This window comes from Yeosuana aromativorans, assembly GCF_014646655.1.
GTDB lineage: Bacteria > Bacteroidota > Bacteroidia > Flavobacteriales > Flavobacteriaceae > Yeosuana > Yeosuana aromativorans.
In genome coordinates, this window is sequence record NZ_BMNR01000007.1 from 48,500 (window position 1) to 69,990 (window position 21,491).

General features: G+C 34.7%; 25 protein-coding genes. 6 read left to right on the top strand and 19 right to left on the bottom strand.

The window, feature by feature from the left end:
• Window positions 1-11: 11 nt before the first annotated feature.
• Window positions 12-1,427: a TlpA family protein disulfide reductase gene (locus IEW94_RS14190; protein WP_188654255.1), complete on the bottom strand. Its 1,416-nt coding sequence runs from the start codon at window positions 1,425-1,427 to the stop codon at window positions 12-14.
• Between the two features lie 194 nt (window positions 1,428-1,621).
• Here IEW94_RS14190 and IEW94_RS14195 point away from each other — a divergent pair, with 194 nt between their 5' ends.
• A complete protein-coding gene (locus IEW94_RS14195) occupies window positions 1,622-3,247 on the top strand; it encodes an ABC-F family ATP-binding cassette domain-containing protein (protein WP_188654257.1) in 1,626 nt (541 codons plus the stop codon).
• On the opposite strand, the gene IEW94_RS14200 is transcribed toward IEW94_RS14195, so the two are convergent.
• Window positions 3,244-3,480: a putative signal transducing protein gene (locus IEW94_RS14200; RefSeq protein ID WP_188654259.1), complete on the bottom strand. Its 237-nt coding sequence runs from the start codon at window positions 3,478-3,480 to the stop codon at window positions 3,244-3,246. The two genes, IEW94_RS14195 and IEW94_RS14200, sit on opposite strands and share 4 nt — an antisense overlap.
• A gap of 135 nt (window positions 3,481-3,615) precedes the next feature.
• Here IEW94_RS14200 and IEW94_RS14205 point away from each other — a divergent pair, with 135 nt between their 5' ends.
• Window positions 3,616-3,810 carry a cold-shock protein gene (locus IEW94_RS14205; protein ID WP_188654261.1) on the top strand — a complete coding sequence of 65 codons (195 nt, stop codon included), beginning with the start codon at window positions 3,616-3,618 and terminating at the stop codon, window positions 3,808-3,810.
• A 65-nt stretch (window positions 3,811-3,875) separates the two neighbouring features.
• Here IEW94_RS14205 and IEW94_RS14210 read toward each other — a convergent pair whose 3' ends face one another.
• Genes IEW94_RS14210 through IEW94_RS14225 form a run of 4 tightly spaced genes read right to left on the bottom strand, consistent with a single transcriptional unit; the run spans window position 3,876 to window position 7,128 of the window.
• Entirely contained in the window at window positions 3,876-4,883 is a 1,008-nt protein-coding gene (locus tag IEW94_RS14210) for a M28 family metallopeptidase (protein WP_188654263.1), read from the bottom strand.
• A 22-nt stretch (window positions 4,884-4,905) separates the two neighbouring features.
• Window positions 4,906-5,952: a M28 family metallopeptidase gene (locus tag IEW94_RS14215; RefSeq protein ID WP_188654265.1), complete on the bottom strand. Its 1,047-nt coding sequence runs from the start codon at window positions 5,950-5,952 to the stop codon at window positions 4,906-4,908.
• 53 nt (window positions 5,953-6,005) lie between these two features.
• Complete coding sequence (locus IEW94_RS14220; protein ID WP_188654267.1) at window positions 6,006-6,347, bottom strand: FUSC family protein; 342 nt, start codon at window positions 6,345-6,347, stop codon at window positions 6,006-6,008.
• 16 nt (window positions 6,348-6,363) lie between these two features.
• A complete protein-coding gene (locus IEW94_RS14225) occupies window positions 6,364-7,128 on the bottom strand; it encodes a DUF3108 domain-containing protein (RefSeq protein ID WP_188654269.1) in 765 nt (254 codons plus the stop codon).
• Between the two features lie 186 nt (window positions 7,129-7,314).
• Here IEW94_RS14225 and IEW94_RS14230 point away from each other — a divergent pair, with 186 nt between their 5' ends.
• Window positions 7,315-8,163, top strand: a complete 849-nt coding sequence (locus IEW94_RS14230; protein ID WP_188654271.1) for a universal stress protein — start codon at window positions 7,315-7,317, stop codon at window positions 8,161-8,163.
• Window positions 8,164-8,238: 75 nt separating this feature from the next.
• Here IEW94_RS14230 and IEW94_RS14235 read toward each other — a convergent pair whose 3' ends face one another.
• Genes IEW94_RS14235 through IEW94_RS14245 form a run of 3 tightly spaced genes read right to left on the bottom strand, consistent with a single transcriptional unit; the run spans window position 8,239 to window position 10,387 of the window.
• A complete protein-coding gene (locus IEW94_RS14235) occupies window positions 8,239-8,652 on the bottom strand; it encodes a DsrE family protein (protein ID WP_188654272.1) in 414 nt (137 codons plus the stop codon).
• A gap of 21 nt (window positions 8,653-8,673) precedes the next feature.
• Window positions 8,674-9,348 carry a Tat (twin-arginine translocation) pathway signal sequence containing protein gene (locus IEW94_RS14240; protein ID WP_188654274.1) on the bottom strand — a complete coding sequence of 225 codons (675 nt, stop codon included), beginning with the start codon at window positions 9,346-9,348 and terminating at the stop codon, window positions 8,674-8,676.
• A 13-nt stretch (window positions 9,349-9,361) separates the two neighbouring features.
• Window positions 9,362-10,387 (bottom strand): c-type cytochrome, encoded by a 1,026-nt coding sequence (locus IEW94_RS14245; protein ID WP_229669536.1) that lies wholly within the window; start codon window positions 10,385-10,387, stop codon window positions 9,362-9,364.
• Between the two features lie 271 nt (window positions 10,388-10,658).
• Between IEW94_RS14245 and IEW94_RS14250 the strand changes: the two genes are divergently transcribed.
• Window positions 10,659-10,997, top strand: a complete 339-nt coding sequence (locus IEW94_RS14250; RefSeq protein WP_188654276.1) for a DUF4870 domain-containing protein — start codon at window positions 10,659-10,661, stop codon at window positions 10,995-10,997.
• A 112-nt stretch (window positions 10,998-11,109) separates the two neighbouring features.
• On the opposite strand, the gene dnaN is transcribed toward IEW94_RS14250, so the two are convergent.
• From dnaN to IEW94_RS14280, 6 genes are all read right to left on the bottom strand, one after another.
• Window positions 11,110-12,228 (bottom strand): DNA polymerase III subunit beta, encoded by a 1,119-nt coding sequence (gene dnaN, locus IEW94_RS14255; RefSeq protein WP_188654278.1) that lies wholly within the window; start codon window positions 12,226-12,228, stop codon window positions 11,110-11,112.
• Window positions 12,229-12,402: 174 nt separating this feature from the next.
• Window positions 12,403-14,070: a gliding motility-associated ABC transporter substrate-binding protein GldG gene (gene gldG / locus IEW94_RS14260; protein WP_188654279.1), complete on the bottom strand. Its 1,668-nt coding sequence runs from the start codon at window positions 14,068-14,070 to the stop codon at window positions 12,403-12,405.
• Entirely contained in the window at window positions 14,054-14,548 is a 495-nt protein-coding gene (locus tag IEW94_RS14265) for a hypothetical protein (protein WP_188654281.1), read from the bottom strand. Before IEW94_RS14265 ends, gldG begins: the two co-directional genes overlap by 17 nt.
• A gap of 4 nt (window positions 14,549-14,552) precedes the next feature.
• Window positions 14,553-15,263 carry a gliding motility-associated ABC transporter permease subunit GldF gene (gene gldF, locus IEW94_RS14270; RefSeq protein WP_188654283.1) on the bottom strand — a complete coding sequence of 237 codons (711 nt, stop codon included), beginning with the start codon at window positions 15,261-15,263 and terminating at the stop codon, window positions 14,553-14,555.
• A 32-nt stretch (window positions 15,264-15,295) separates the two neighbouring features.
• Window positions 15,296-15,592: a putative quinol monooxygenase gene (locus tag IEW94_RS14275; protein ID WP_188654285.1), complete on the bottom strand. Its 297-nt coding sequence runs from the start codon at window positions 15,590-15,592 to the stop codon at window positions 15,296-15,298.
• A 6-nt stretch (window positions 15,593-15,598) separates the two neighbouring features.
• On the bottom strand, window positions 15,599-16,435 hold the full coding sequence (locus IEW94_RS14280) for an SAM hydrolase/SAM-dependent halogenase family protein (protein ID WP_188654287.1): 837 nt from the start codon (window positions 16,433-16,435) through the stop codon (window positions 15,599-15,601).
• Between the two features lie 248 nt (window positions 16,436-16,683).
• Between IEW94_RS14280 and IEW94_RS14285 the strand changes: the two genes are divergently transcribed.
• Complete coding sequence (locus IEW94_RS14285; protein WP_188654289.1) at window positions 16,684-17,637, top strand: PhoH family protein; 954 nt, start codon at window positions 16,684-16,686, stop codon at window positions 17,635-17,637.
• Complete coding sequence (locus IEW94_RS14290) at window positions 17,637-18,587, top strand: phosphoribosylaminoimidazolesuccinocarboxamide synthase (RefSeq protein ID WP_188654291.1); 951 nt, start codon at window positions 17,637-17,639, stop codon at window positions 18,585-18,587. Before IEW94_RS14285 ends, IEW94_RS14290 begins: the two co-directional genes overlap by 1 nt.
• A 3-nt stretch (window positions 18,588-18,590) precedes the next feature.
• On the opposite strand, the gene IEW94_RS14295 is transcribed toward IEW94_RS14290, so the two are convergent.
• The 4 genes from IEW94_RS14295 to IEW94_RS14310 all read right to left on the bottom strand — a co-directional run bounded on the left by IEW94_RS14295 (window position 18,591) and on the right by IEW94_RS14310 (window position 21,459).
• A complete protein-coding gene (locus IEW94_RS14295; RefSeq protein ID WP_188654292.1) occupies window positions 18,591-19,307 on the bottom strand; it encodes a DUF6090 family protein in 717 nt (238 codons plus the stop codon).
• Window positions 19,308-19,388: 81 nt separating this feature from the next.
• Window positions 19,389-19,565 (bottom strand): hypothetical protein, encoded by a 177-nt coding sequence (locus tag IEW94_RS14300; RefSeq protein ID WP_229669537.1) that lies wholly within the window; start codon window positions 19,563-19,565, stop codon window positions 19,389-19,391.
• A gap of 146 nt (window positions 19,566-19,711) precedes the next feature.
• The gene (locus IEW94_RS14305; RefSeq protein ID WP_229669538.1) at window positions 19,712-20,203 is read right to left on the bottom strand and encodes a nuclear transport factor 2 family protein; all 492 of its coding nucleotides are present in this window, start codon (window positions 20,201-20,203) and stop codon (window positions 19,712-19,714) included.
• A gap of 155 nt (window positions 20,204-20,358) precedes the next feature.
• Window positions 20,359-21,459 (bottom strand): heparan-alpha-glucosaminide N-acetyltransferase domain-containing protein, encoded by a 1,101-nt coding sequence (locus IEW94_RS14310; RefSeq protein ID WP_188654296.1) that lies wholly within the window; start codon window positions 21,457-21,459, stop codon window positions 20,359-20,361.
• Window positions 21,460-21,491 lie beyond the last annotated feature (32 nt).

The following is a 21,491-nucleotide window of genomic DNA, read 5'->3' on the forward strand; positions in this document are numbered from 1 at the left end:
AAGTTCATTACTTATCTATTGATTAAGCCCAATAACTGTTCTTCAAAATTATTGGCAAACATATTGGTATTGCTGTTTACAATGGTATTGTCCTTGTCAATGATCATAACTTTGGTCATTGGGTAAATGGCTAAAGTATGCATGGATTCCTCAGGATTTTTAAACTTATATTCGTTTTGCAAAGGAAAATGATTTCTATTTAACGTATTGATCCAAGTTTTAAAATTGTTGTCATCAATATTTATGGCAATAAAATCAATTTCCGGGTATTTGTTTTTCAATTCATAAACCTTTCGATGGCTTTCCTTAAAGTGATCATAAAAATTATGGGACCAAAAATAGATGGCTGTAGGTTTTGAAATCAATGAATTGATACCAGATTCAGTATTTTCAGCGTTAACTAATTTTATATTTGGAAATTGGGCTCCAGGTCTTAAATTGTTTAATGATTGAACAAGATTAGTCAGGATTTCTTTGTCTTTGGTATCAGTACTTTTGCTTAAAAACGACTGTAAAATAGTACCGTCATTTTCTATATTACTGTTCTTGGTTAAAAATGAAATAGTAAAATAATAGAGTAGATTATTTTTTATTGAAGGATTAGAAACTAAACTATCAACAATATTTAGTTTGTCAAGATTATAGCATAAGGAAACATTATTGAACTGCTTGTCTTTTGAATGTTCAAAATGTTTTTCAAGTGCCAGATTATTAAAATTTGAACGCAAAAAGGAACTGTAATTCAAATACTCGTTAAAGGACACATTATTATATTCAATATTGGTTCTGTAACTGTAAAAATCTTTAGGTAACGAGTTTAGAACATGACGTTTATTAAAACTGTAATTTACAAACGGGTATATTTCCTTACTGGTGTAATAACTGTAATCAATATTGGACTGGGCTATTTTATCAAACAATGCTGAAGTATGGTATTTATTTTTAAAATGTTTTAACCGTTCAGATTTGCTGTTTCTAATGGCTTCAATTTGTTTTTCAAATGCAGTTGGGTCTAGCTGACACAATTTAAACACTTGCTTTTCGTCAATCTCATTCTGTAAAAACTCATTGATCAAGTAATTATTTTTTTTGGCTCCTTCACCGGTATATACCAAAGATTCATCAAAATCAAGTGTGTTAAGCCTAAACATGATACTGTCATGTGGTTCTAAAAGTACGGTTTGTATTTCACTGCCATGGCTAAAAGTGTACATGCCAGGATCAAGGTTCATTATTTTATAGACAAATCTGTTGTTATTGTCCAATGGAATGGTATCAATAACCGTCTCGGCTTTTGATAAAACCACAAAATTACTGTTTGGGTTGATTATTTCACCACCCAAAAACGCATAATCATCTTGACCATTATCCTTATTGCAAGAGAATAACGATAAAAGAATAATAATTAAATAAAAATATAGTTTCATAAAAACTCCCTCTTATCAGCGCTCAACTGCTTGAGCCACTAATTATACAAATTTATGCCTTGTATTTAAGATGTCTTGTTAATACGCTGTTAAATGTTAAAATTTAGGCTTAAATAAGATTTAAAAATAGCTTGGGGATGTTTCGTCTTACGGTTTGATTTTTCTACTTTTGCCCAAAATTAAAAAACACGGCTATGTTATCAGTTTCAAACCTTTCAGTTCAATTTGGTAAGCGCATTCTTTTTGATGAAGTAAACACAACGTTTACGCAAGGAAATTGTTATGGTATAATTGGGGCCAATGGTTCTGGTAAATCTACCTTCTTAAAAATCATTTCGGGAAAGCAAGACCCAACATCTGGACAAGTGCATTTAGAAGCTGGAAAGCGTATGTCCGTACTGGAACAAAACCATAATTTATATGACGAGCATACTGTTTTAGAGACAGTTTTAATGGGGAACAAGCCCTTGTTTAAAATCAAAACAGAGATGGATGCCTTGTATGCTGATTATTCTGATGAAAATGCTGATAGAATAGGTGAGCTTCAAGTTCAATTTGAAGAAATGAATGGTTGGAATGCCGATAGTGATGCAGCCGCTTTACTGTCAAACTTAGGCATAAAAGAGGACTTACATTATTCGCTTATGAAAGACCTTGATGGTAAGCAAAAAGTGAGGGTGTTGTTGGCTCAGGCTTTGTTTGGAAATCCTGATGTGTTGATTATGGATGAGCCTACCAATGACTTGGATTATGAAACCATTTCATGGTTGGAAAACTTTTTGGCAAACTATGAAAACTGCGTGATTGTGGTTTCGCATGACCGTCACTTTTTAGATGCCGTTTGTACCCATATTTCGGATATTGATTTTGGAAAAATAAACCATTACTCAGGAAACTATACGTTTTGGTATGAATCATCGCAATTAGCAGCTCGCCAACGCTCACAACAAAACAAAAAAGCTGAGGAAAAGAAAAAGGAATTGGAGGAATTTATCAGACGTTTTTCTGCCAACGTAGCCAAAAGTAAGCAAGCAACCAGTAGAAAAAAGATGATTGAGAAACTCAACATCGCAGATATTAGACCTACCAGTCGCCGTTATCCAGCTATTATTTTTGAGCGCGAACGAGAAGCGGGCGACCAAATTCTGAACGTTCATGGGTTAGAGGCTTCTGTAGATGGTGAGCAATTGTTTAAAAACATTGATTTAAATCTGGCCAAAGGCGATAAAGTAGTTGTCTATTCAAAAGACTCTAGGGCAACAACGGCATTTTATCAAATATTGAATGGAAAAGAAAAAGCCGATGCTGGCACATTTTCATGGGGAATTACCACAACCCAATCTTATTTACCACTTGACAACAGTGAGTTTTTTGAAAACAATTTAACCTTGGTAGATTGGTTACGCCAGTGGGCCAAAACTGAAGAGGAACGTGAAGAAGTGTACATTAGGGGATTTTTGGGTAAAATGATTTTTAGTGGAGAAGAGGCACTCAAAAAATCAAATGTATTATCAGGAGGCGAAAAAGTGCGTTGCATGTTAAGCAGAATGATGATGATGCGTGCCAACGTATTGATGCTTGATGAACCAACAAACCACTTGGATCTGGAAAGTATTACCGCATTTAATAATTCACTTAAAAATTTCAAGGGCACTATTTTGTTTACCACTCATGACCATGAGTTTGCGCAAACCGTAGCCAATCGTGTGGTAGAACTAACTCCCAACGGAATAATTGATAGGTACACAACATTTGATGAATATATGCAAGATGCAAAAATCAAGGAATTGCGAAACAAAATGTATAGTGTAACAGCTTAAGGCTGTAACTCTGAAGTGACACTTTGAACAATTTCCACAGCTGTATCAAGCTCATCTTTGTTCACGTAAAGTTCTTGTTCTCCTGGAATGGCAGACCCAAAACCTGCCAAACGTCCAGACTCGGTTTCATCTTTTACCACTGCGTTAATGCCAACAGCATTAAGTTTATCTGTAATAAGTTGCACAACAATAAAACTTCCCGTAAATATTTTTATATAGTTGGAATCTGACATGGCCTTAAAATTAAAACGATTCTTCTTAAAGATACAAATTTTTGATAGGTTCTATCTTGTTCTACCAAAAAATAAATTTGTTAATTAAAAGTTAATAGTTTTATCTTTGTTATTATTAATACTACTTAAAGTCTAGTGAAAAACGGTACAGTAAAGTTCTTCAATGAGTCTAAGGGATTTGGATTTATCATTGAAAGTGGTTCTTCAAATGAATATTTCGTGCACGTATCTGGCTTAATTGACAAAATTAAGGAAGGTGACAAAGTTGAGTTTGAATTAAAAGAAGGTAAAAAAGGATTAAACGCAGTTAACGTTTCAGTTATTAAGTAAGCGTCTTTAATTTTTTTAAGAAATTTAAGCCTGCATGTTGCAGGCTTTTTGCTTTTATAAGGTGCTTATTTGTCAACAACAATGCGTTTATCTCTGTTGGCTAGCTCCCAAGCTGTACAGAAAACCAATCGAGCCCTTGTTTCAAGCAAATCGTATTGAATTTTATCAGGCGTATCTGTTGGCTTATGATAATCGGCATGGGTACCATTAAAATAAAAAATCACAGGGATATTGTTTTTTGCGAAATTATAATGGTCAGACCTGTAATAAAAACGATTGGGGTCGTTCTCATCATTATACGTATAATCTAATTCCAAATTAAAATAAGTCTTGTTTACAGTTTCAGAAATAGTATGCAGTTCTGTACTCAACTTATCCGAACCGATTAAATAAATATAATTTCTATCATTTTCGTGCTTTGCATCTACACGCCCTATCATATCAATATTTAAATCGGCAACCGTATTTTCTAAAGGAAAAATGGGGTCAACTTCTGTGTAATAACGAGACCCATAAAGACCTAATTCTTCACCGGTTACATGAAGGAACAGAACCGAGCGTTTTGGTCTGTGACCGTCGTCAACAGCTGCTTTAAAGGCTTTGGCAATTTCTAAAATGGCAACCGTTCCGGAACCATCATCGTCAGCACCATTATTGATTTGACCATCACTGGAAATACCAATATGGTCTAAATGGGCAGAAATAATAATCACTTCGTTTGGCTTTTCAGAACCCTTAATATAAGCAACCACGTTTTCAGAAGCCTTGATGCCATTTGAAAAGAATGATTCTGGAATGTCTTGAAAATAATCACCTTCAGAAATAGGAGATGGGATTCCCATGCTTATGTAATGCTCTTTAAGAAACTCTACCGCTTTTTTCTGTCCGGGCTCTCCTGTTTTTCTTCCTTCAAAATCATCTGATGCATAGGTGTAGAGTGCTTCTTTTAATTCTGAAGAAGTTATGGTTTGAGCATAATCTAAAACGTTATCAGAAAGGATTGTGTTGCTCTGTGAATTACAGGAATAGAACACAGAAACACTGATGGTCAATAATACGATAAGTTTTCTCATTTTTCTATTTTAAAGTCCTTTTTTAGGAATTTTCATAATTATCAATTTTTATGCGATCTTTTTGGTTTGCAAGTTGCCAGGCGGTTGCAAAAATCAATCTTGCGCGTTTGGTCAGTAAATTAAAATCTATTTTATCTACTGTATCGGTTGGTTTGTGGTAATCCTTATGTTCACCATTAAAATAAAATATTACAGGAACTCCCATTCTCGCAAAATTATAATGGTCAGACCGGTAATAGTAATGATTTGAGTCACCATCAATATCATATTTGTAATCTAAATCAATGTTGACGTAAGCGGTATTGACTTTTTCGGAAATATAATGAAGTTCCTTGCTTAATTTTTCTGAACCAATCAAATACATGTAATTGGTATTATTGATGTGGTCATCATCAATTCTTCCAATCATATCAATGTTTAAATCTGAAATGGTATTGCTTAACGGAAAAACGGGATGCAGCGTGTAGTAATCAGAACCATATTTTCCAATTTCCTCAGCAGTTACATGCAAAAACAGAATGCTTCTTTTCGGTCCGTGTCCTTCATCTTTAGCTATCTTAAAGGCTTGGGCAATTTCCATAATGGCAGATGTTCCAGAGCCATTATCATCAGCGCCATTATTTATTTTGCCATCTTCAGTGATGCCTAAATGGTCATAATGGGCTGAAATAATAACGACCTCTTCAGGTTTTTCTGAACCTTTAATGTATGCAACCACGTTTTCTGATGCTTTGGTGTTATTTGGCAAAAATGATTTTGGAATGGTTTGGTAATATGTTGAATCACCGTAAGGCGATGTAATTTGTTCTTTTTTATAATAGGATTTAAGGAATTGTGCCGCTAGTTTTTGTCCCAATTCTCCAGTAGCACGCCCCTGAAACGCATCAGATGAGAATTTGCTGAGGTGCTTACGTAATTCATTAGGTGTAATGGTATTGCTATATTTTACCACCAAAGCACTATCAACCAATTGAATACTATCTTTTAAATTTTGGATTTGAGTAGTGTATTTTGTGGTTGCGCATGAACCGACTAAGGTCAATGCAGAAGCAATTAGAGCAATTTTCATTGAGGGAATTTTTTAAAACTCAAATATATACAAAAAATGTATACTTCAAATTATCACTCAATACTAATATCGTCTAAATCAAGATCTTCCAATTCTTTTATGGCTTCTTTTTTTGAAGAGGCTTCTTTTTCTTTAAGCTCTTGGTTATTAGTAACTTTAGAGGTGTTGAACAAGGCCTTGTAGGTTGTTATTGCCAATGAGATGATTGCCAAAAGAAAGGTGAATTGTATTATTTTTTTTATTTGCCCACTTTTTTTTGAAAGATAAAAGGCTATCAGTACAAACAAAAGTGCAGCCACAGCTGGAAATATAGCCAGATTTGACAGCGGTAAAACAGACAAGATAACGGCTAATATGGCAGCAATCATTCCAAGAATTGTAAAAAGGCGTTTCATTTTTTAAAATATGATTTTAATTTTTTAATCCTTCAGCAGATTTAAGTTTTAACTCACCGGTACCAACGGGAATTTTAAACTTGCCATAAACAATGATTTTGTTTTCATCGGCGGTAAGCCACAACAAGTTATTGTTTTTACCTTGAAGCACATCATCACTTGAGCTGATTGCTAATTTATAACATTCTTTTTTTCCTATGTTGGTACCTATGGTTTCTTTTCCAAGATAAGTTATTTGAGCGTTTACTTCTTCTCTGTCAAACACAATGGTAAAACTTTTTTTAGAGCCTATGCTCATCGATTTGTAGTCAAAAAGCCTAATGTTGTATAAGGTTGATACAATGTCTTTTGTACCACTATGTATAGTAAAACTCTTGTTTTCCTCTTTATTATTCTTTTTGCGCTGTAGTGACTTGATGGTATTTGTTTTATGGTCATAGGTATATTTCATAAACTTGTAATATCCACCTTCATTAATGTCGCGTTTGTATAGGTAAGGAATTAAGTTGTTGGGATTGACGTAACTTTCATATAAATCAACAATTTTAAAGAAGTTGTCCCACTTACTGTATGTTGAAGCCGTGCATTTGAGTCTTAAAAGGGTAGCCTTTGATGTTTTTACGGTACTGGTTTCCATGGTTACCTGAGCTAGTTCAGTTAAGATTCCAGACATGTTATAGGAAGCTGTGTAAGTGAGTTTTTCGCCAGCAGCAACAGCATTATTTTGAGCATGGAGCGACATGGAAAGAACTAACAATACAATTGACAATGTACGCGTCATATATAAATAGATTAAGTTTTTATAACGTTGATATCTTCATTTATTGTGCCGAAAATACAATCCTTTGCAGTTAAAAACTAATTTTATGTTTTTAAAAATATAACTAAATGTCTAACTGACTTTTGTCATAGTTTTAGTTGGTTTCAAATAGTATATTTAGATATAACAATTTAAATACTAATTTAGATGAAATCGATACTACTACCCACAGATTTCTCTAAGAATTCTGAAAATGCCATTAACTATGCCATGGATTTGTTTAAAGATGTTCCATGTAACTTTTATCTGTTAAATGTGCAAAAGGCTTCTTCTTTTATTTCAGATGATATGATGGTCATGGCATCATCAGCAACTATTTATCAAACCATTGTTGACGTTTCTAAAAAGTCATTGACAAACTTGATAACCAAGATTCAGAAGAAATTTCACAACGAAAAGCATACGTTCCAATCGGTTGTTGATTATGATAATTTTATTGATTCCATTAATCAAATGGTTATTAACAAACAGATAGATTTAATAGTCATGGGTACCAAAGGCGCATCGGGATTGGAAAAAGTTGTTTTTGGAAGTAATACCGTTCATGTTATGCAACGTTGCATTGCCCCGGTGTTGGCAATCCCCGACGGTTGTGTGTTTACCAATTTAGATAGAATAGCATTTACCACAAATAACCTAACGCTTCATACCATAGAAGAATTAAAGCCGCTTAAGGATTTATTGATTTTGTATGGTTCTAAGTTGAATGTGCTCCATTTTGATGATTTGGAAGGTACCAGTAATCAAAAGAAAGCCAATAAAATGTTTTTGAAAGCGCATTTCAGCGATGTCACAACCTATGAAAACATAGATTCTTACAGTAAGGATTTATATAAAACACTGGTTGGTTATATTCATGCCAATGACATCAAGTTGATAGCTTTAATGCGTAAAAAACATTCTTTTTTAGAACGGTTGTTTACCAGACATCCAGAAGAAACATTGGCTTTTAATATTGATATTCCTTTTTTGGTGATGGAAAATGTTGTAGCCTAGCTATCAAATTAAAAGAGAATCTGGGTATAAAGACTTAGCACAGATTCTCTTTTTTTTTGAATTTCAAAATAGCTTTTATTGGCCTTCTTTAATATAGCCCCAACCTTCTTGTTGTTTTTCAATTATTTCAATGATGCCATCAGGAACACTTTTAACGCCTGTAATGATTTGTGAGGCATCTACATTATGACGTTTCATGGTTCCTTCACATATTACAAAGTCTATGTTGTCTTTTTTTGTAAGCTCTTCAATTTCTTTGGCGGCAACAGATTTATCCTTAAGGACCATATCCATAGCGCCACTATACATTACAACCTCAAATTTTGAATCTGGATAGGCTTCGGACATGGCTTTTACATGCCTCACGGCCGACTTGTGAACATCGGTATTGCTACTCGTAACATCAAACACGATTTTCACGGGTTTTTCTTGAGCAAATGCTATTGTTGTAATGAGCAAAGCTATCAGTAATTTAAAATAATATTTCATGATTTTTTTAATTTAAAAGTGTTATCCTGCAAAAATATATCCACAGCCATGTTCTTGTGCTCTTCCCAAAGCCCATACACCAGAAGGAACCAGTTGTACATTGGGAAGAATACCGGCAACCCAATCTTCATATACTTCTTTGGGGTCCAAGTTCATTTTGGTTGCCACCGCATTGCTATATACTTTAGTGGCTAAATCACAAGCGCAAAACATAGCACCACGTTCCTGCATACGTTTTATGCCATCAATTCCAGGTAATGGAAAGTCGCCTTCTTGTGGTTCGTAAAAAGGATTTCGCATATAGGGTTTTCCAGAGCCATCATTCATTTCAAACACCTCACCTAATGGGTATTTTTCCCATAAACGATCTTCAAAAGCTATGGGTAGTGCTTCATGTCTTAAAACAGTTACCGCCGTCATATCTTCATCTGGAGTTCCTGTTCCATTATTGGTTAAGTAAAAAGCCCAGTTCCAAATAACCGGAAATCCATGGTTTGGAGTAGAGCCATCATAAACTATTCGGTGTGTTCCTTTAATGTTGTCAAACCATTTGTCGGCATCACCCATGATTTTTATGTCAAAAGTAGTTTCGTTTGCATAAATGGGGTTTGTAAGTACAGAAAGTGTACTTGCCGTGGCTCCTAGTGCTAATGCTCCTAAAAAGCCTCTTCTTGAGTTAAAATTGGTTGTTTTCATAATGTTTATAGATTTATTTGGTTTTGGTGATATTATACTGTTGCTTATAAAATTTGATGATAGGTTGGAATGGTCCAATTTGGTGTTGCTCAACTGAAAAATCGTCAGCGTAAGGTGGGTAAGGTGTAGAGACGGGTTTTTTCTTTAGGTCGGGAAAGTCTTTTTCGGGGTTGGATTTCTTTGGCCGTTCTTGCTGATTGATATAACCAGCTACATCATAAGCGTCTTCATCTGTTAGAATCGGGCTATTGTAAGTGGCGCCAAATGGCATATTGACTTTTATAAACTGGGCAGCCGTTATAACACGTGCCATACCTGCACCGTTATTATATGAATCATTCCCCCATAATGGTGGATATATATAGGTATGACCATCTGGCGACATCAAACCATTGCCCTTGGCTGTATGGCAAACAATACAGTTTTTTATAAACACTTGTTTCCCTTTTCTTAAATCAACGGCTCTGTTTGGAATGTTGATTTTAACAAATCCCATTCCACCTACATTGCCGTCCTGAGGAGCAAAACGGCTCAACCATTTTAGATAGGATACAAAAGCTGTCATTTCTTTACTATCAATTGGGAGCACACGCCCATTCATACTCCGTTCCATGCATCCATTGATGCGTTCCTCAATAGTGCCAATTTTGTTTTCTCTTCCTCTAAATTGGGGAAATCGTTGTATCACGCCAATTAATGGCGCAGAATACGGTTTGGTTCCTGAATTGAGATGGCAATTTTTACAGGATAATCTGTTGCCCGAATACATTTTATTTGGATCTTCATTGTAAGGTCCAATGTAATTAGGGGTGTTAATGAATAAGTCATAACCATATTTAATAAGGTTGTTTTCTTTGGAATTTTTTAAAGTTGAAATATCATAGTCCCTAAAAAAAATATCTGATACGTTTTCAAGTTTTGTTACCGTGTTTTTGGGAGTTATGTTAAAGAACAATAATATAACCACAAGAGCGATTATGGAAATTGCACAAAGGCCCTTCAAAAGGATTTTGGTTTTAGTTGGTTGGTTTATTGCCATTGTTATTTATTGGATAATTCCAAGGCAAATAAGGGGAGCAAATAAATTGAGTAATGATTTTTTTGGTATGCTTGAGCTAAAAAAAGTATTTATAGTACTAATATAATCATTTTTAGATACTTATGCTGTATTAAAAAAAAACATTTTGAAGCGTTTATAAAAAATTATATTATCTTGATTTTAGGCTTAGTTTTTAATCCTAATTTGGATGTTTGTAACATATTGGCTGTTTTTTCGTCTATTAAGTATAAGAACACAACAAATAACCATCATGAGACAAGATAATCAACTTTTGGTCATTACCCATTTAAGCCAGTTAGCGACTTTGTTAACAGGTTTTGGCGGTTTATTAATCCCTTTGATTCTTTGGGCTACCCAAAAAGAAAAGGTTTATAATATGGACGAGCAAGGAAAAAGGATTGTAAACTTCCAATTGAGCTTAATTATTTATGCAATTATTTGCATCCCGCTTATATTATTATTGGGCTTAGGAATTTTAGGATTTATTGTTTTGGGCATTATTTCTATTGTTTTCCCAGTAATTAATGCTATTAGAGCCAGTAATGGGGAAACCCCGGATTATCCTATGTCAATACAATTTATTAAATAGCATATATTCCATAAATTCTAATCTCTTTATTTTATTAGTTAGTTAGAGATAAACAAAACGCCCACTACATATTTGGTGGACGTTTTGCATTATATAAGAAAGTTTAGTTTGTTTAACTGTTAAGCATAACGGGCATGACCAACATGGTGATAAATTCACCTTCGTCAAGGCCATCAATAGGTGTTAAAATACCAGCACGGTTGGGTAAACTCATTTCCAATTTAATCTCATCGGCATTTAAATTGTTCAGCATTTCTGTTAAAAACCGTGAGTTGAAGCCAATTTGCATATCATCACCTTGGTAGTCACAAGTCAAACGTTCTTCTGCTTTGTTGCTGTAATCAATATCTTCTGCAGAAATATTAAGCTCTGCGCCTGCAATTTTTAATCTGATTTGATGTGTGGTTTTATTAGAGAAAATACTAACACGACGAACGGAATTTAAGAACTGTGTTCTGTCAATCGTTAGTTTATTTGGATTTTCTTTGGGAATAACCGCTTCATAATTGGGATATTTACCATCAATCAAACGGCAGATTAACTGCGAATTTTCAAAAGTAAACTTCGCATTGGAATCATTATATTCAATCACAACATCTTCTTCGCTTCCAGCTAAAATCCCTTTTAAAAGATTTAAAGGTTTTTTCGGCATGATAAATTCAGCACTTTGTGATGCTTTTAAGTCTTCTCTGGTATATTTTACAAGTTTATGGGCATCAGTGGCCACAAAGGTTAATCCTTCTCCAGAAAACTGAAAAAATACGCCGCTCATAACAGGGCGTAAATCATCATTTCCAGCAGCAAAAATGGTTTTACTGATGGCGGTAGCCAACACATCACCAGTAACAATGGTTTTGCTTGGGTCTTCAAGCGCTACAGCTTTTGGAAACTCTTCGCCATTGGCATAGGCCAAGGCATATTTACCATGATTTGAACTGATTTCAACCGTATTGTTGTCTTCAACCTTAAAGGTCAATGGCTGCTCTGGGAATGTTTTTAAAGTATCCAATAATAATCTTGCAGGAAGCGCAACACTTCCTTGGCTGTCACTTTCCACATTAAGCACAGAAACCATGGTTGTTTCAAGATCACTGGCAGAAACAGTAAGTTTTGAATGATCTAGTTCAAATAAAAAGTTATCTAAGATAGGCAGGGTATTGGAGTTATTGATAACACCACCCAATACTTGTAATTGTTTTAATAAATATGTACTTGATACTATAAATTTCATTTGATTGATTATGTTTTTAGTTGACAAACGGTACTTTCAAATCATTAAAATTCCACTTTATATAAAACTTGGAATCATGAATGGATCATACATTTACCAATTAGTTTAGCTGAAAAAATACTACTTACAAATATATTGGATACGAACAAATTTAGGAAACAAACTTATTAACATTTAGTGGGAGAATTTTTTCCTTCGGATATAATTGAAAACAAAACCAAAAACAAGGAGTAACACTAGTGGTAGCAATATATTTACGAGTTGCCACTTGGTTTTTTCTTGGGCTATTTTTTGTTGATCCAAAAAGGCTACTGCTATTTGTTTTGAGCGAATGTTTATAAGTCCATCATCATCGAGCAGATAATTAACGGCATTCAACAAAAATTCTTTGTTACCATAGGTTTTTCCTGTCCATCTGTCAAAGCCTAATTCCTGTGGTGCATTTCTAACAACATCGTTTTTTATGATGTCACCATCTGAAATAACAATCATCTTTGTAGGAACACTTTCGTCTTTTTCAGCAGACAAATCAAAGGGCTTGATCCGGTTTTTATAAACCGAGGTAAATGTACCTTCCAACAGTACGGCCAGCGTTTGGTTTCCTTTATTGAAAAGTGATGGGTTTTGTTCTTGAGTTACAATGTCTAAGCTAATTTCCCTTGGTGTTCCTTCTAGTTTGGACAATGGCGCACTTTCCAATAAGATAGTCTTTTTCACCTTGTTTTTTAGCGTGTCAATTTGCGTGGCAAAATCAAATTTTACCAAATTTAAATTATTGACAATTGGGTGCGTGCTATTGGTTGAGGCCAATGGCGAATAAGGCCACCGTAAATTTTGGAATTGTGAATTACTGCCTTCTCCTAAGGCTAATGTTATAGGAGCTGAGTATAGGGTACTAACCAATAATGGGTTAACACGTACTCCGTATTTAAAAAAGAAATCGGTCAGGTTTAAATCACGAGGAATGGCATAGGATTTCCCGGAGTCATTATATAAACTGTCTTTTTCGGCTATAACATTGTCAATAAGCCATAGACTTTTGCCACCGTTCATGGTGTATTGATCCAATACTTGTTTTTCTTTTTCGGTAAATGCTTGCGTTGGTTTGGCCGTAATGATAAGGTCAAAAGCCTTTAATTCCTCTAGTGTTCGGTCTGGGTTTTTAGCAACACTATCCAATGTAAACGGTGCGATTTTGTAATATTCGCCTAGTTTTTTTACAAAATCATAAATATGGATATCGTCCAGTTCGCCATTACCTCTAAGGATGGCTATTTTTCGGCGCTTCGGTTTTGTTAATTTACTAAAAGCATCTGCAAAGGCATATTCTAAATGTTGCACCGAATTGGTCACCAACTCTTCCTGGGATGCTCCAATTTTATTTTTGATTAATGAAACAGGTACTGTCTTTCCATTATAGCTGGCCAAAGCCCAAGGGAAAATGACTTCTTGTGAGGTTTTTCCGTTTTCCTGAACGCTCAATTGCATGGGTGTTAAACCACGCTTACTTAATTCCTCGATGTTTTTGTTACCCTTAGAATCTTCTTCTAACGGATTGATAAAATGAAAAATAATGTGGCTATTATGGGCTGAAAACTCTTCAAGTAATTGCCTGGTTTCGCGTTGAAGACGTCTAAATTCAGACGGAAAATCATTACCAGTTAAATAAATATCAACCACAATAGGAGAATCAATATCTTTAATTATGTTCAGAGATGCTTGGCTTAATGTGTAGCGTTTATCATAAGTCAAGTCAAAACGCTTAAAAACGAGACTGCTCAAATAGTTTATCGCAATTAAGGCAATAATCAGAATAATGATATGTTTACTGTTTTTCTTCAAAAGTCTTTTTTAGCTGATATTGAGTCACATTGTTAACGGTATCTTGTTTAAAGACAAATTCCATGCATTCTTGCATCATGTTAAACGCACCTGGTTTAAAGCCTAAGTTATAATTCCACTTGTCGGGCGAATTGGCTTTTATGGAATCGTCCCAACCATACCATTCACTGGTTCCTAACGTACTTTGGATTTCATTTTTATGTTTACCAATAAATAAGCTATCACGAATCATTTCATCGCTCATTTCATAGCGTAAAGCTGGTTTTTCTTTCCATGCTTCGGCATCAAAATATTTTTGGTGGTGATAACTACAAAAAATATTTATAAATGGATAGAATACATAAAAATAAATGATGGGGGTCAACACCAAACTTATTAAAAACGTGACCCATTTGCGTTTGTCAATGGTTCTAGCAAATATCCAAACCAAAATATAGACGATAGTAAAAAAAACAACAAAAAGAGGTGTTATGATCATTTGGTTATTTGTTGAAATTTAGTTTGGTAATAACGATGAAAAACACAGCTATACTCAAAAAATAGATAATATCCCGGCTATCCAAAACACCACGGCTCATACTTTTAAAATGGTAGCTCATACCTAATTCTTCAATAAACGTACTGGATGTGACATCAGCCAAACCATCAAATCCTATGTAAAACAAAAAACAAATGGAGATGGCTATTAAAAACGCTACAATTTGGTTTTCTGATATGGTTGATGCAAAAACTCCAATGGCCGTGTATGATGCAATTAAAAATAACAATCCAAAATAAGAACCCAGTGTACTGCCAACGTCAAGATTGCCTGTTGGATTTCCCAATTGGTAAACGGTATACACGTAAAGAAGGGTGGGCAACAAGGCAATGATGATTAAAATGAGCGCACCGAAATACTTACCTAGAACAATGTGCAATTTTGAAATAGGCTTGGTGACCAATAATTCTAAAGTGCCTTGTTTTTTCTCATCAGAAAAACTGCGCATGGTTACGGCTGGAATTAAAAACATCAAAATCCAAGGGGCAATTAAAAAGAATGAGGATAAGTCTGCAAAACCATAATCCAATATATTGAAATCACCTTTAAATACCCACAAAAACAAACCATTGAGCAATAAAAAAATGGCAATGACCATATACCCAATGGGCGATGAAAAAAAGGTGTTTATTTCTTTTCTTAAAATAGCAAACATGTATTCTTTTTAAGGTAAATCATTAAAATTTGTTACTTAAGCGATTCAATTTTGTCAACACTCCAAGCTTCTGGTTTTGCATTAAATAATGGTTTGGTTTGAGACCAAACGGTTTTAAATAATTCAGATTGCCGGTACTGTTCCAAATCGCTTTCAGAGTCCCAATAACTATAGGTGAAAAAAATAGTTGGGTCCTTTTTATCCCTGTAAAGCTCCAATAGCTGGCAACCTTTAAAATTCTTTATCTTATTTTTATTGCTTTCAAAAGTATTAAGAAAATTGTTTATACTGTTTTCAGAAAAAGACATTTTTACAATTCTTACCAACATTTTAACTTATTCTTTTAAAAAATTAACGCTTACCGTATCCATTAAGTTTAATCCCATTAGTGTTGAAGCACTACCTATGGTGGCAGAATTGCTTTTGTAAACCGCTATCTCTAAAAAATTACCCGAATTAAAAACCACCAAACCGCGACCTTCATCATGGCGTTTTTCCTCTGGGATTTCAAAATTCACAAAATCGCTATACCTTTTGTAAATGGTCTTAAACTTATAGTTTCTTGCTGAAATTTCAAAAGGGCGTCCTTTTTGAATGGTTTCAAAAAATGATTTTTTTATGTTGGTGACCACATTTCCATAATTATCAATATAAATAACACTACCAATAATTTGTGATTTTTCATCATTCACGTAGGGGATGATGTTCTTGATGGGCTTAACCTCGGTAATGGTTTTGCCAATGACCTCCAGTGTGCCGCCCCGCGCAATATGGCAGGCCACTTTTACAAATACATCGAGAACGGGAAAACTGCTCTGGATTTTATCATGAATATTGATTTCTACAATTTTTTCTGGGACAATCTCTGAGCAAATCATACTCACAATCCCGTTGTTGGCACAAATAAAATAGTGGTCATCCAGTTTAATGGCTATATGCTTGTTTTCTGGATTTAATTCAGAATCAATCCCAATAAGATGGATAGTACCTTTGGGAAAACTACGATAAGCATTTTGAATAACATAGGCAGCCTCAGAAATATTGAATGGCGAAATGGAATGTGAGATATCAACAATTCGTATCTCGGGCATTTCAGTGTAAATAGCCCCTTTAATCGCACCAGCAAAGTGATCTTTTTCACCAAAATCAGTCGTTAGTGTGATAATTGCCATGGTTAAAATTGTTGATATGTTTTTGATGTTAGCTCAATCAAATTTATGTATTTTTGAGTTTTACAAACCTACATATTTTTTTTCGTTTTAAATTTTAAGTTGCAGGTAAAAAATTAACATGTAGGTTCATGAAGACCTTATTAAAAATAAGTAAAAATTAACTGAATAAAACTAATAAATCATTTCATCTAGATAAACTTTATTTAGGTTTATTTTAGACGATTTTTCAAAATAAAAACGGACGCCTTTTGAACGAAATTATCATTGAACTTGAAGAAATTACTCCAAAGGAATTTTTTGGAGAGCACAACACAAATATTGAACTTCTAAAAAAATATTTTCCAAAACTTAAAATTGTAGCTCGCGGCAATAAAGTAAAGGCTTTTGGAGACGAAGAGCTGCTAGAGGAGTTTGACCGAAGAATTACGATGCTCTTAAAGCATTTTGCAAAATACAATAAGCTTGATGAAAATACCATTGAGCGCGTACTGACCAGTCAAAGCAGTGATGATTACTCTACCTCGCAACAAAGTGGCGAAGTGATTGTACATGGTGTTGGCGGAAAATTGGTCAAGGCACAGACAGCCAATCAGCGTAAGTTGGTTGAAAGTATGCGTAAAAACGATATGGTTTTTGCCATTGGTCCTGCTGGAACAGGAAAAACCTATACGGGTGTGGCTTTAGCGGTTCAGGCATTAAAGAATAAAGAAGTTAAACGTATCATTTTAACAAGGCCTGCTGTTGAAGCCGGTGAAAATCTTGGGTTTTTGCCAGGTGATTTAAAAGAAAAACTGGATCCGTATATGCAACCTCTTTATGATGCCTTGCGCGATATGATTCCTGCTGAAAAATTGGCCATGTATATTGAAAACGGCACCATCCAAATAGCGCCTTTGGCGTTTATGCGTGGTAGAACCTTGGATAATGCCTTTGTAATTTTGGATGAAGGGCAGAACACCACACACAACCAAATGAAGATGTTCTTGACCAGAATGGGAAAAAACGCCAAGTTTTTATTAACAGGCGATCCAGGCCAAATAGATTTGCCAAGGCGGACTATTTCTGGATTGAAAGAAGCCTTGTTGATTTTAAAAAACGTGGAAGGCGTTGGGATGATATTTTTGGATGATAAAGATGTGATTCGCCATAAACTGGTCAAAAAAGTTATTGAAGCCTATAAAAGTATTGAAAACAGAGAGTAATGAGTAATACAATCATTGACACCAATTTTAATTTTCCTGGACAGAAAAGCGTGTATAAAGGAAAAGTTAGAGAAGTCTATAACATTAATAACGAAGAGCTGGTTATGATAGCAACCGATAGGCTTTCGGCATTTGATGTTGTCATGCCCAAAGGGATTCCCTACAAAGGACAAATACTCAACCAGATAGCGACCAAAATGATGGCCGCCACGGAGGATTTGGTGCCTAATTGGCTAACCGCTACACCTGATCCAAATGTTGCCGTAGGGCATTTATGCGAACCGTTTAAAGTGGAGATGGTCATTCGTGGGTATATGTCCGGTCACGCCGCCAGAGAATATAAAGCCGGAAAGCGCATGCTTTGTGGAATTGCTTTGCCAGAAGATTTGAAGGAAAATGACAAGTTCCCAGAACCCATTATTACGCCAGCAACCAAAGCCAAAATGGGCAATCATGATGAGGATATTTCCCGTGAAAATATTTTAAAACGCGGTATTGTTTCAGAAGCCGATTATCTGGTTTTAGAAGATTATACTAGAAAATTATTTCAAAGAGGGACTGAAATAGCTGCTTCAAGAGGATTGATTTTGGTGGATACTAAATATGAATTTGGTAAAACCAAAGACGGACAAATTGTATTGATTGATGAAATACACACGCCAGATTCTTCGCGTTATTTTTACGCTGAAGGCTATCAAGAACGACAAGATAAAGGCGAAGCCCAAAAACAATTAAGTAAAGAGTTTGTACGCCAATGGCTGATTAGTAATAATTTTCAAGGATTGGAAGGTCAAACTGTGCCTTTTATGAGTGATGACTATATTGAAGCGGTTTCAGAGCGTTATATAGAACTTTACGAAAACATAACCGGAGAAACCTTTATCAAGGCGGATGTATCTAATATCCATGAACGAATAGAAAGGAATATTTTAGAATATTTAAATAAATAAAAATTATTTATTGTAGTCTTCCAATTCCATATTAATCAATTTATCAATAATATCGATTTCTTTTAAAGCGCGATTGTAAATGGAATCTTTTCCTGCAGTTACATAAATGCTTTCTATAATGATATTTTGTAGCTCAACCGAGAACAACTTTTTAGGTTTTTCAATATGGAAGTTGGAATAGTTGATAACGCCTCTCAATTCTGGCGACAGTTCCTTAATAATGATTTCCCATTGGATATCTTCCAGTTTGTTGATGTATCGATAAGTACTCTCTAAATTTTGTAGTTTTTTTTGAATGTCGGGGTTTTTAATACGTTTTATATCGCCACTGTTGACCAAACTTTCATAGAGGTTGTCATTGCCATGAAAATCGGAATATTGTGAAAGGTTCATGGCAATAAAGGCCAAAGTATCAATGCTTTCCCATTTTTTATTGGATATGATGATGTTGCCACGATTATATAATGATTTGTAATAATCATTCAGTGACTCTAATTTGGAAATCTCTTCCAAATTTTGTTGGATTTGTTCTTTAACATCGCTGTAGGTCTTTATTTCTTGTTGTTTTTCAATTTGGTCACTGTTCCAATTGTTGATTTTAAGGGCAATTAAAATACCAATAACCACAAGTATAATTTCACCAATAGCATAAAAAAGATATTTTCTTATGTTGTTATTGGTCAACAAATTCAACCGTATGGTTTTAAAAAATCGAAGCATACTAAAACCAATAAATCCCTAATGGAACTCTTTTTTGAGAAAGAAACTCCAAAGAGCTGTTATAAACTGTGGTCTAAAAGTTTATTGTTTTCTACTTGCCAATATTGCGGTAACCATGAGCCCCAAGCCTATACCGCCAATAATGGAACCCACAAACCACAATACAGATGTTTTGAGAACAGCCAAACCTACACCCACACCCAACAAGGTGCCACCACCAATAGCCCAAGTACTTTTGTCACTGTTGTTATTAGCCATCATATATGTTTTGGTCACTAAATGTACATAATAGTGAGATCCTGTACTATGACATTTGTTAGGATGATGGATTTAGCAACAACCTTTAGTTAAGTTCAAAATTGGGCAATTATTTTATTCAATGTTAGCTGCTGGAATTTTCCGTTTTAATGAAGACTGATAACTCTTGTAACGGTCCAAATTTCATCCGTTTTTTTCCAAACCAGAATAAATCTACTTGCCGTTGATTTATTTTCTGGTGTTTTTTTATCATTGAAAGTATGATACCCTATTTCGACAGCTCCGTAATCTTTTATAGGGTACACCTCTATACTACCTTTAATAAGTGTTCTCGTAACTTTATCGCAAATATTATTTTCCAGTGCAGTCAAAACTTGTTTTTTTGAAGTAGTTAAGCCTCCTTGATCATGATAGAACTCCAAATCCTCTGAATAAAGAGCACTTTGGGTAGCCATATCGCAAGAATTGTATGCATCAAATAGTTTCTTATCCATTGCTACAATTGTGTCATAAAGTTCTTTGTCAATTGGGACATAAGCTCTTCTTAAAATATCTTCATATGTTTCTTGAGAATAACCAAATAAGATATTTAGCAGCGTAATTGCGAAAAGGATTAATTTTAATTTTGGTAGTACCATTTGATTTAAGTTTTGATTAGTTATTTTGAGATTCTTGCAGCTAACGAAATGATATCAAATTCGTTTTAATGTTTTATATCAAAAGATAAGCGAAGTTAACCTAATTATAGTATTAAAGCTATATACAATACTGCGTATTTATAATCATATATATCTTAGCGTGCGGGTTGTTTTTTTAATAAATCCACTATTTTTCGTGCCAGATTATATACAAAATGGTTGGTGCGAGCGTAATAAAACGATATGATACATACCACAACAATAAACATTAAAGCGCCTATAATAGCTTCGGTTGGGTTTAAGGACTGGTTATAAAACCGTTTTAAGCCAATACCTGTAAAACTTCCAAACAAGATGATAAAATGAATCACATAAATAGACAAGGTCTTTTCACCTATACGCGCTATGATGGATTGTTTTAAAAACCGTTCAAAGGCATAGAATACACCAAACAAAATAATCACATTACCCAGGCGGGTAAAGAGATAGTTGTAGTCGGCACTTAGCTTTAACAATTCTATATGGGTCCATGCATGTAGTTTCAGCAAAAACCAGGTGGAGCAATACATAAGCAGCAAACCAACCACAAAAAAGGTCAGTATTGAGAATATTTTAAATCGGGTACGATGCGCATGCCTAAAAAACACAGTGGATAAAAAGGCGCCAAAAGCCGAATAGCCAAACCAGGGTAAAATGGTAAAAACCGATCCGTTTACTTTGGTCATATAATTGGCAATGACCAACGGTAAATTATCAATCACCAAATTTCTGTACAATGGTTCGGTAACAAAACATAGACAGCCAATGCTAAAAAGCACAATGGAAAAAATATAACTATGGTTTTTGCAAATGATGTGCAAACAAATAAGTATGATTAGTGACAAGCCAATGCACTGCAATACATCAACCACCAAAAAATACGGGCTAAAAACCCCTTCAAACCAACTGACCAAATTAACACGAAGGCTATACCCAATGATAATGAGCAATAATCCTCTAAACAATCCCTTTTTTATTCTTGGACGGTCATCACCTTTGGCATTGGCTTTCAACAATAAATAGGTAAAAACCAAGCCAGAAATGGTAAAAAATGTTGGGGCTGTAATCCCTCTAAAGTACGACCAAACATCATAAGCAGGATTGCCTTCAATTCGATATACAGGGTCTAACAGAGTGTCAATAAAATGCCCCTGAAGCATCATTAAAATGGCAAAAGCCCTAACAGCATCAATAAAGTGTAAACGGTTTGAGTGCAATATCAGTTAGTTTAGGTAGTAGTAAATATAAA

What these genes read in the sequence shown, in the direction of transcription:
- IEW94_RS14190 (WP_188654255.1), bottom strand. Translation starts at nt 1,427, where the DNA reads ATGAAACTATATTTTTATTTAATTATTATTCTTTTATCGTTATTCTCT.
- IEW94_RS14195 (WP_188654257.1), top strand. Translation starts at nt 1,622, where the DNA reads ATGTTATCAGTTTCAAACCTTTCAGTTCAATTTGGTAAGCGCATTCTT.
- IEW94_RS14200 (WP_188654259.1), bottom strand. Translation starts at nt 3,480, where the DNA reads ATGTCAGATTCCAACTATATAAAAATATTTACGGGAAGTTTTATTGTT.
- IEW94_RS14210 (WP_188654263.1), bottom strand. Translation starts at nt 4,883, where the DNA reads ATGAGAAAACTTATCGTATTATTGACCATCAGTGTTTCTGTGTTCTAT.
- IEW94_RS14215 (WP_188654265.1), bottom strand. Translation starts at nt 5,952, where the DNA reads ATGAAAATTGCTCTAATTGCTTCTGCATTGACCTTAGTCGGTTCATGC.
- IEW94_RS14220 (WP_188654267.1), bottom strand. Translation starts at nt 6,347, where the DNA reads ATGAAACGCCTTTTTACAATTCTTGGAATGATTGCTGCCATATTAGCC.
- IEW94_RS14225 (WP_188654269.1), bottom strand. Translation starts at nt 7,128, where the DNA reads ATGACGCGTACATTGTCAATTGTATTGTTAGTTCTTTCCATGTCGCTC.
- IEW94_RS14230 (WP_188654271.1), top strand. Translation starts at nt 7,315, where the DNA reads ATGAAATCGATACTACTACCCACAGATTTCTCTAAGAATTCTGAAAAT.
- IEW94_RS14235 (WP_188654272.1), bottom strand. Translation starts at nt 8,652, where the DNA reads ATGAAATATTATTTTAAATTACTGATAGCTTTGCTCATTACAACAATA.
- IEW94_RS14240 (WP_188654274.1), bottom strand. Translation starts at nt 9,348, where the DNA reads ATGAAAACAACCAATTTTAACTCAAGAAGAGGCTTTTTAGGAGCATTA.
- IEW94_RS14245 (WP_229669536.1), bottom strand. Translation starts at nt 10,387, where the DNA reads ATGGCAATAAACCAACCAACTAAAACCAAAATCCTTTTGAAGGGCCTT.
- IEW94_RS14250 (WP_188654276.1), top strand. Translation starts at nt 10,659, where the DNA reads ATGAGACAAGATAATCAACTTTTGGTCATTACCCATTTAAGCCAGTTA.
- dnaN (WP_188654278.1), bottom strand. Translation starts at nt 12,228, where the DNA reads ATGAAATTTATAGTATCAAGTACATATTTATTAAAACAATTACAAGTA.
- IEW94_RS14265 (WP_188654281.1), bottom strand. Translation starts at nt 14,548, where the DNA reads ATGATCATAACACCTCTTTTTGTTGTTTTTTTTACTATCGTCTATATT.
- gldF (WP_188654283.1), bottom strand. Translation starts at nt 15,263, where the DNA reads ATGTTTGCTATTTTAAGAAAAGAAATAAACACCTTTTTTTCATCGCCC.
- IEW94_RS14275 (WP_188654285.1), bottom strand. Translation starts at nt 15,592, where the DNA reads ATGTTGGTAAGAATTGTAAAAATGTCTTTTTCTGAAAACAGTATAAAC.
- IEW94_RS14280 (WP_188654287.1), bottom strand. Translation starts at nt 16,435, where the DNA reads ATGGCAATTATCACACTAACGACTGATTTTGGTGAAAAAGATCACTTT.
- IEW94_RS14290 (WP_188654291.1), top strand. Translation starts at nt 17,637, where the DNA reads ATGAGTAATACAATCATTGACACCAATTTTAATTTTCCTGGACAGAAA.
- IEW94_RS14295 (WP_188654292.1), bottom strand. Translation starts at nt 19,307, where the DNA reads ATGCTTCGATTTTTTAAAACCATACGGTTGAATTTGTTGACCAATAAC.
- IEW94_RS14300 (WP_229669537.1), bottom strand. Translation starts at nt 19,565, where the DNA reads ATGGCTAATAACAACAGTGACAAAAGTACTTGGGCTATTGGTGGTGGC.
- IEW94_RS14305 (WP_229669538.1), bottom strand. Translation starts at nt 20,203, where the DNA reads ATGGTACTACCAAAATTAAAATTAATCCTTTTCGCAATTACGCTGCTA.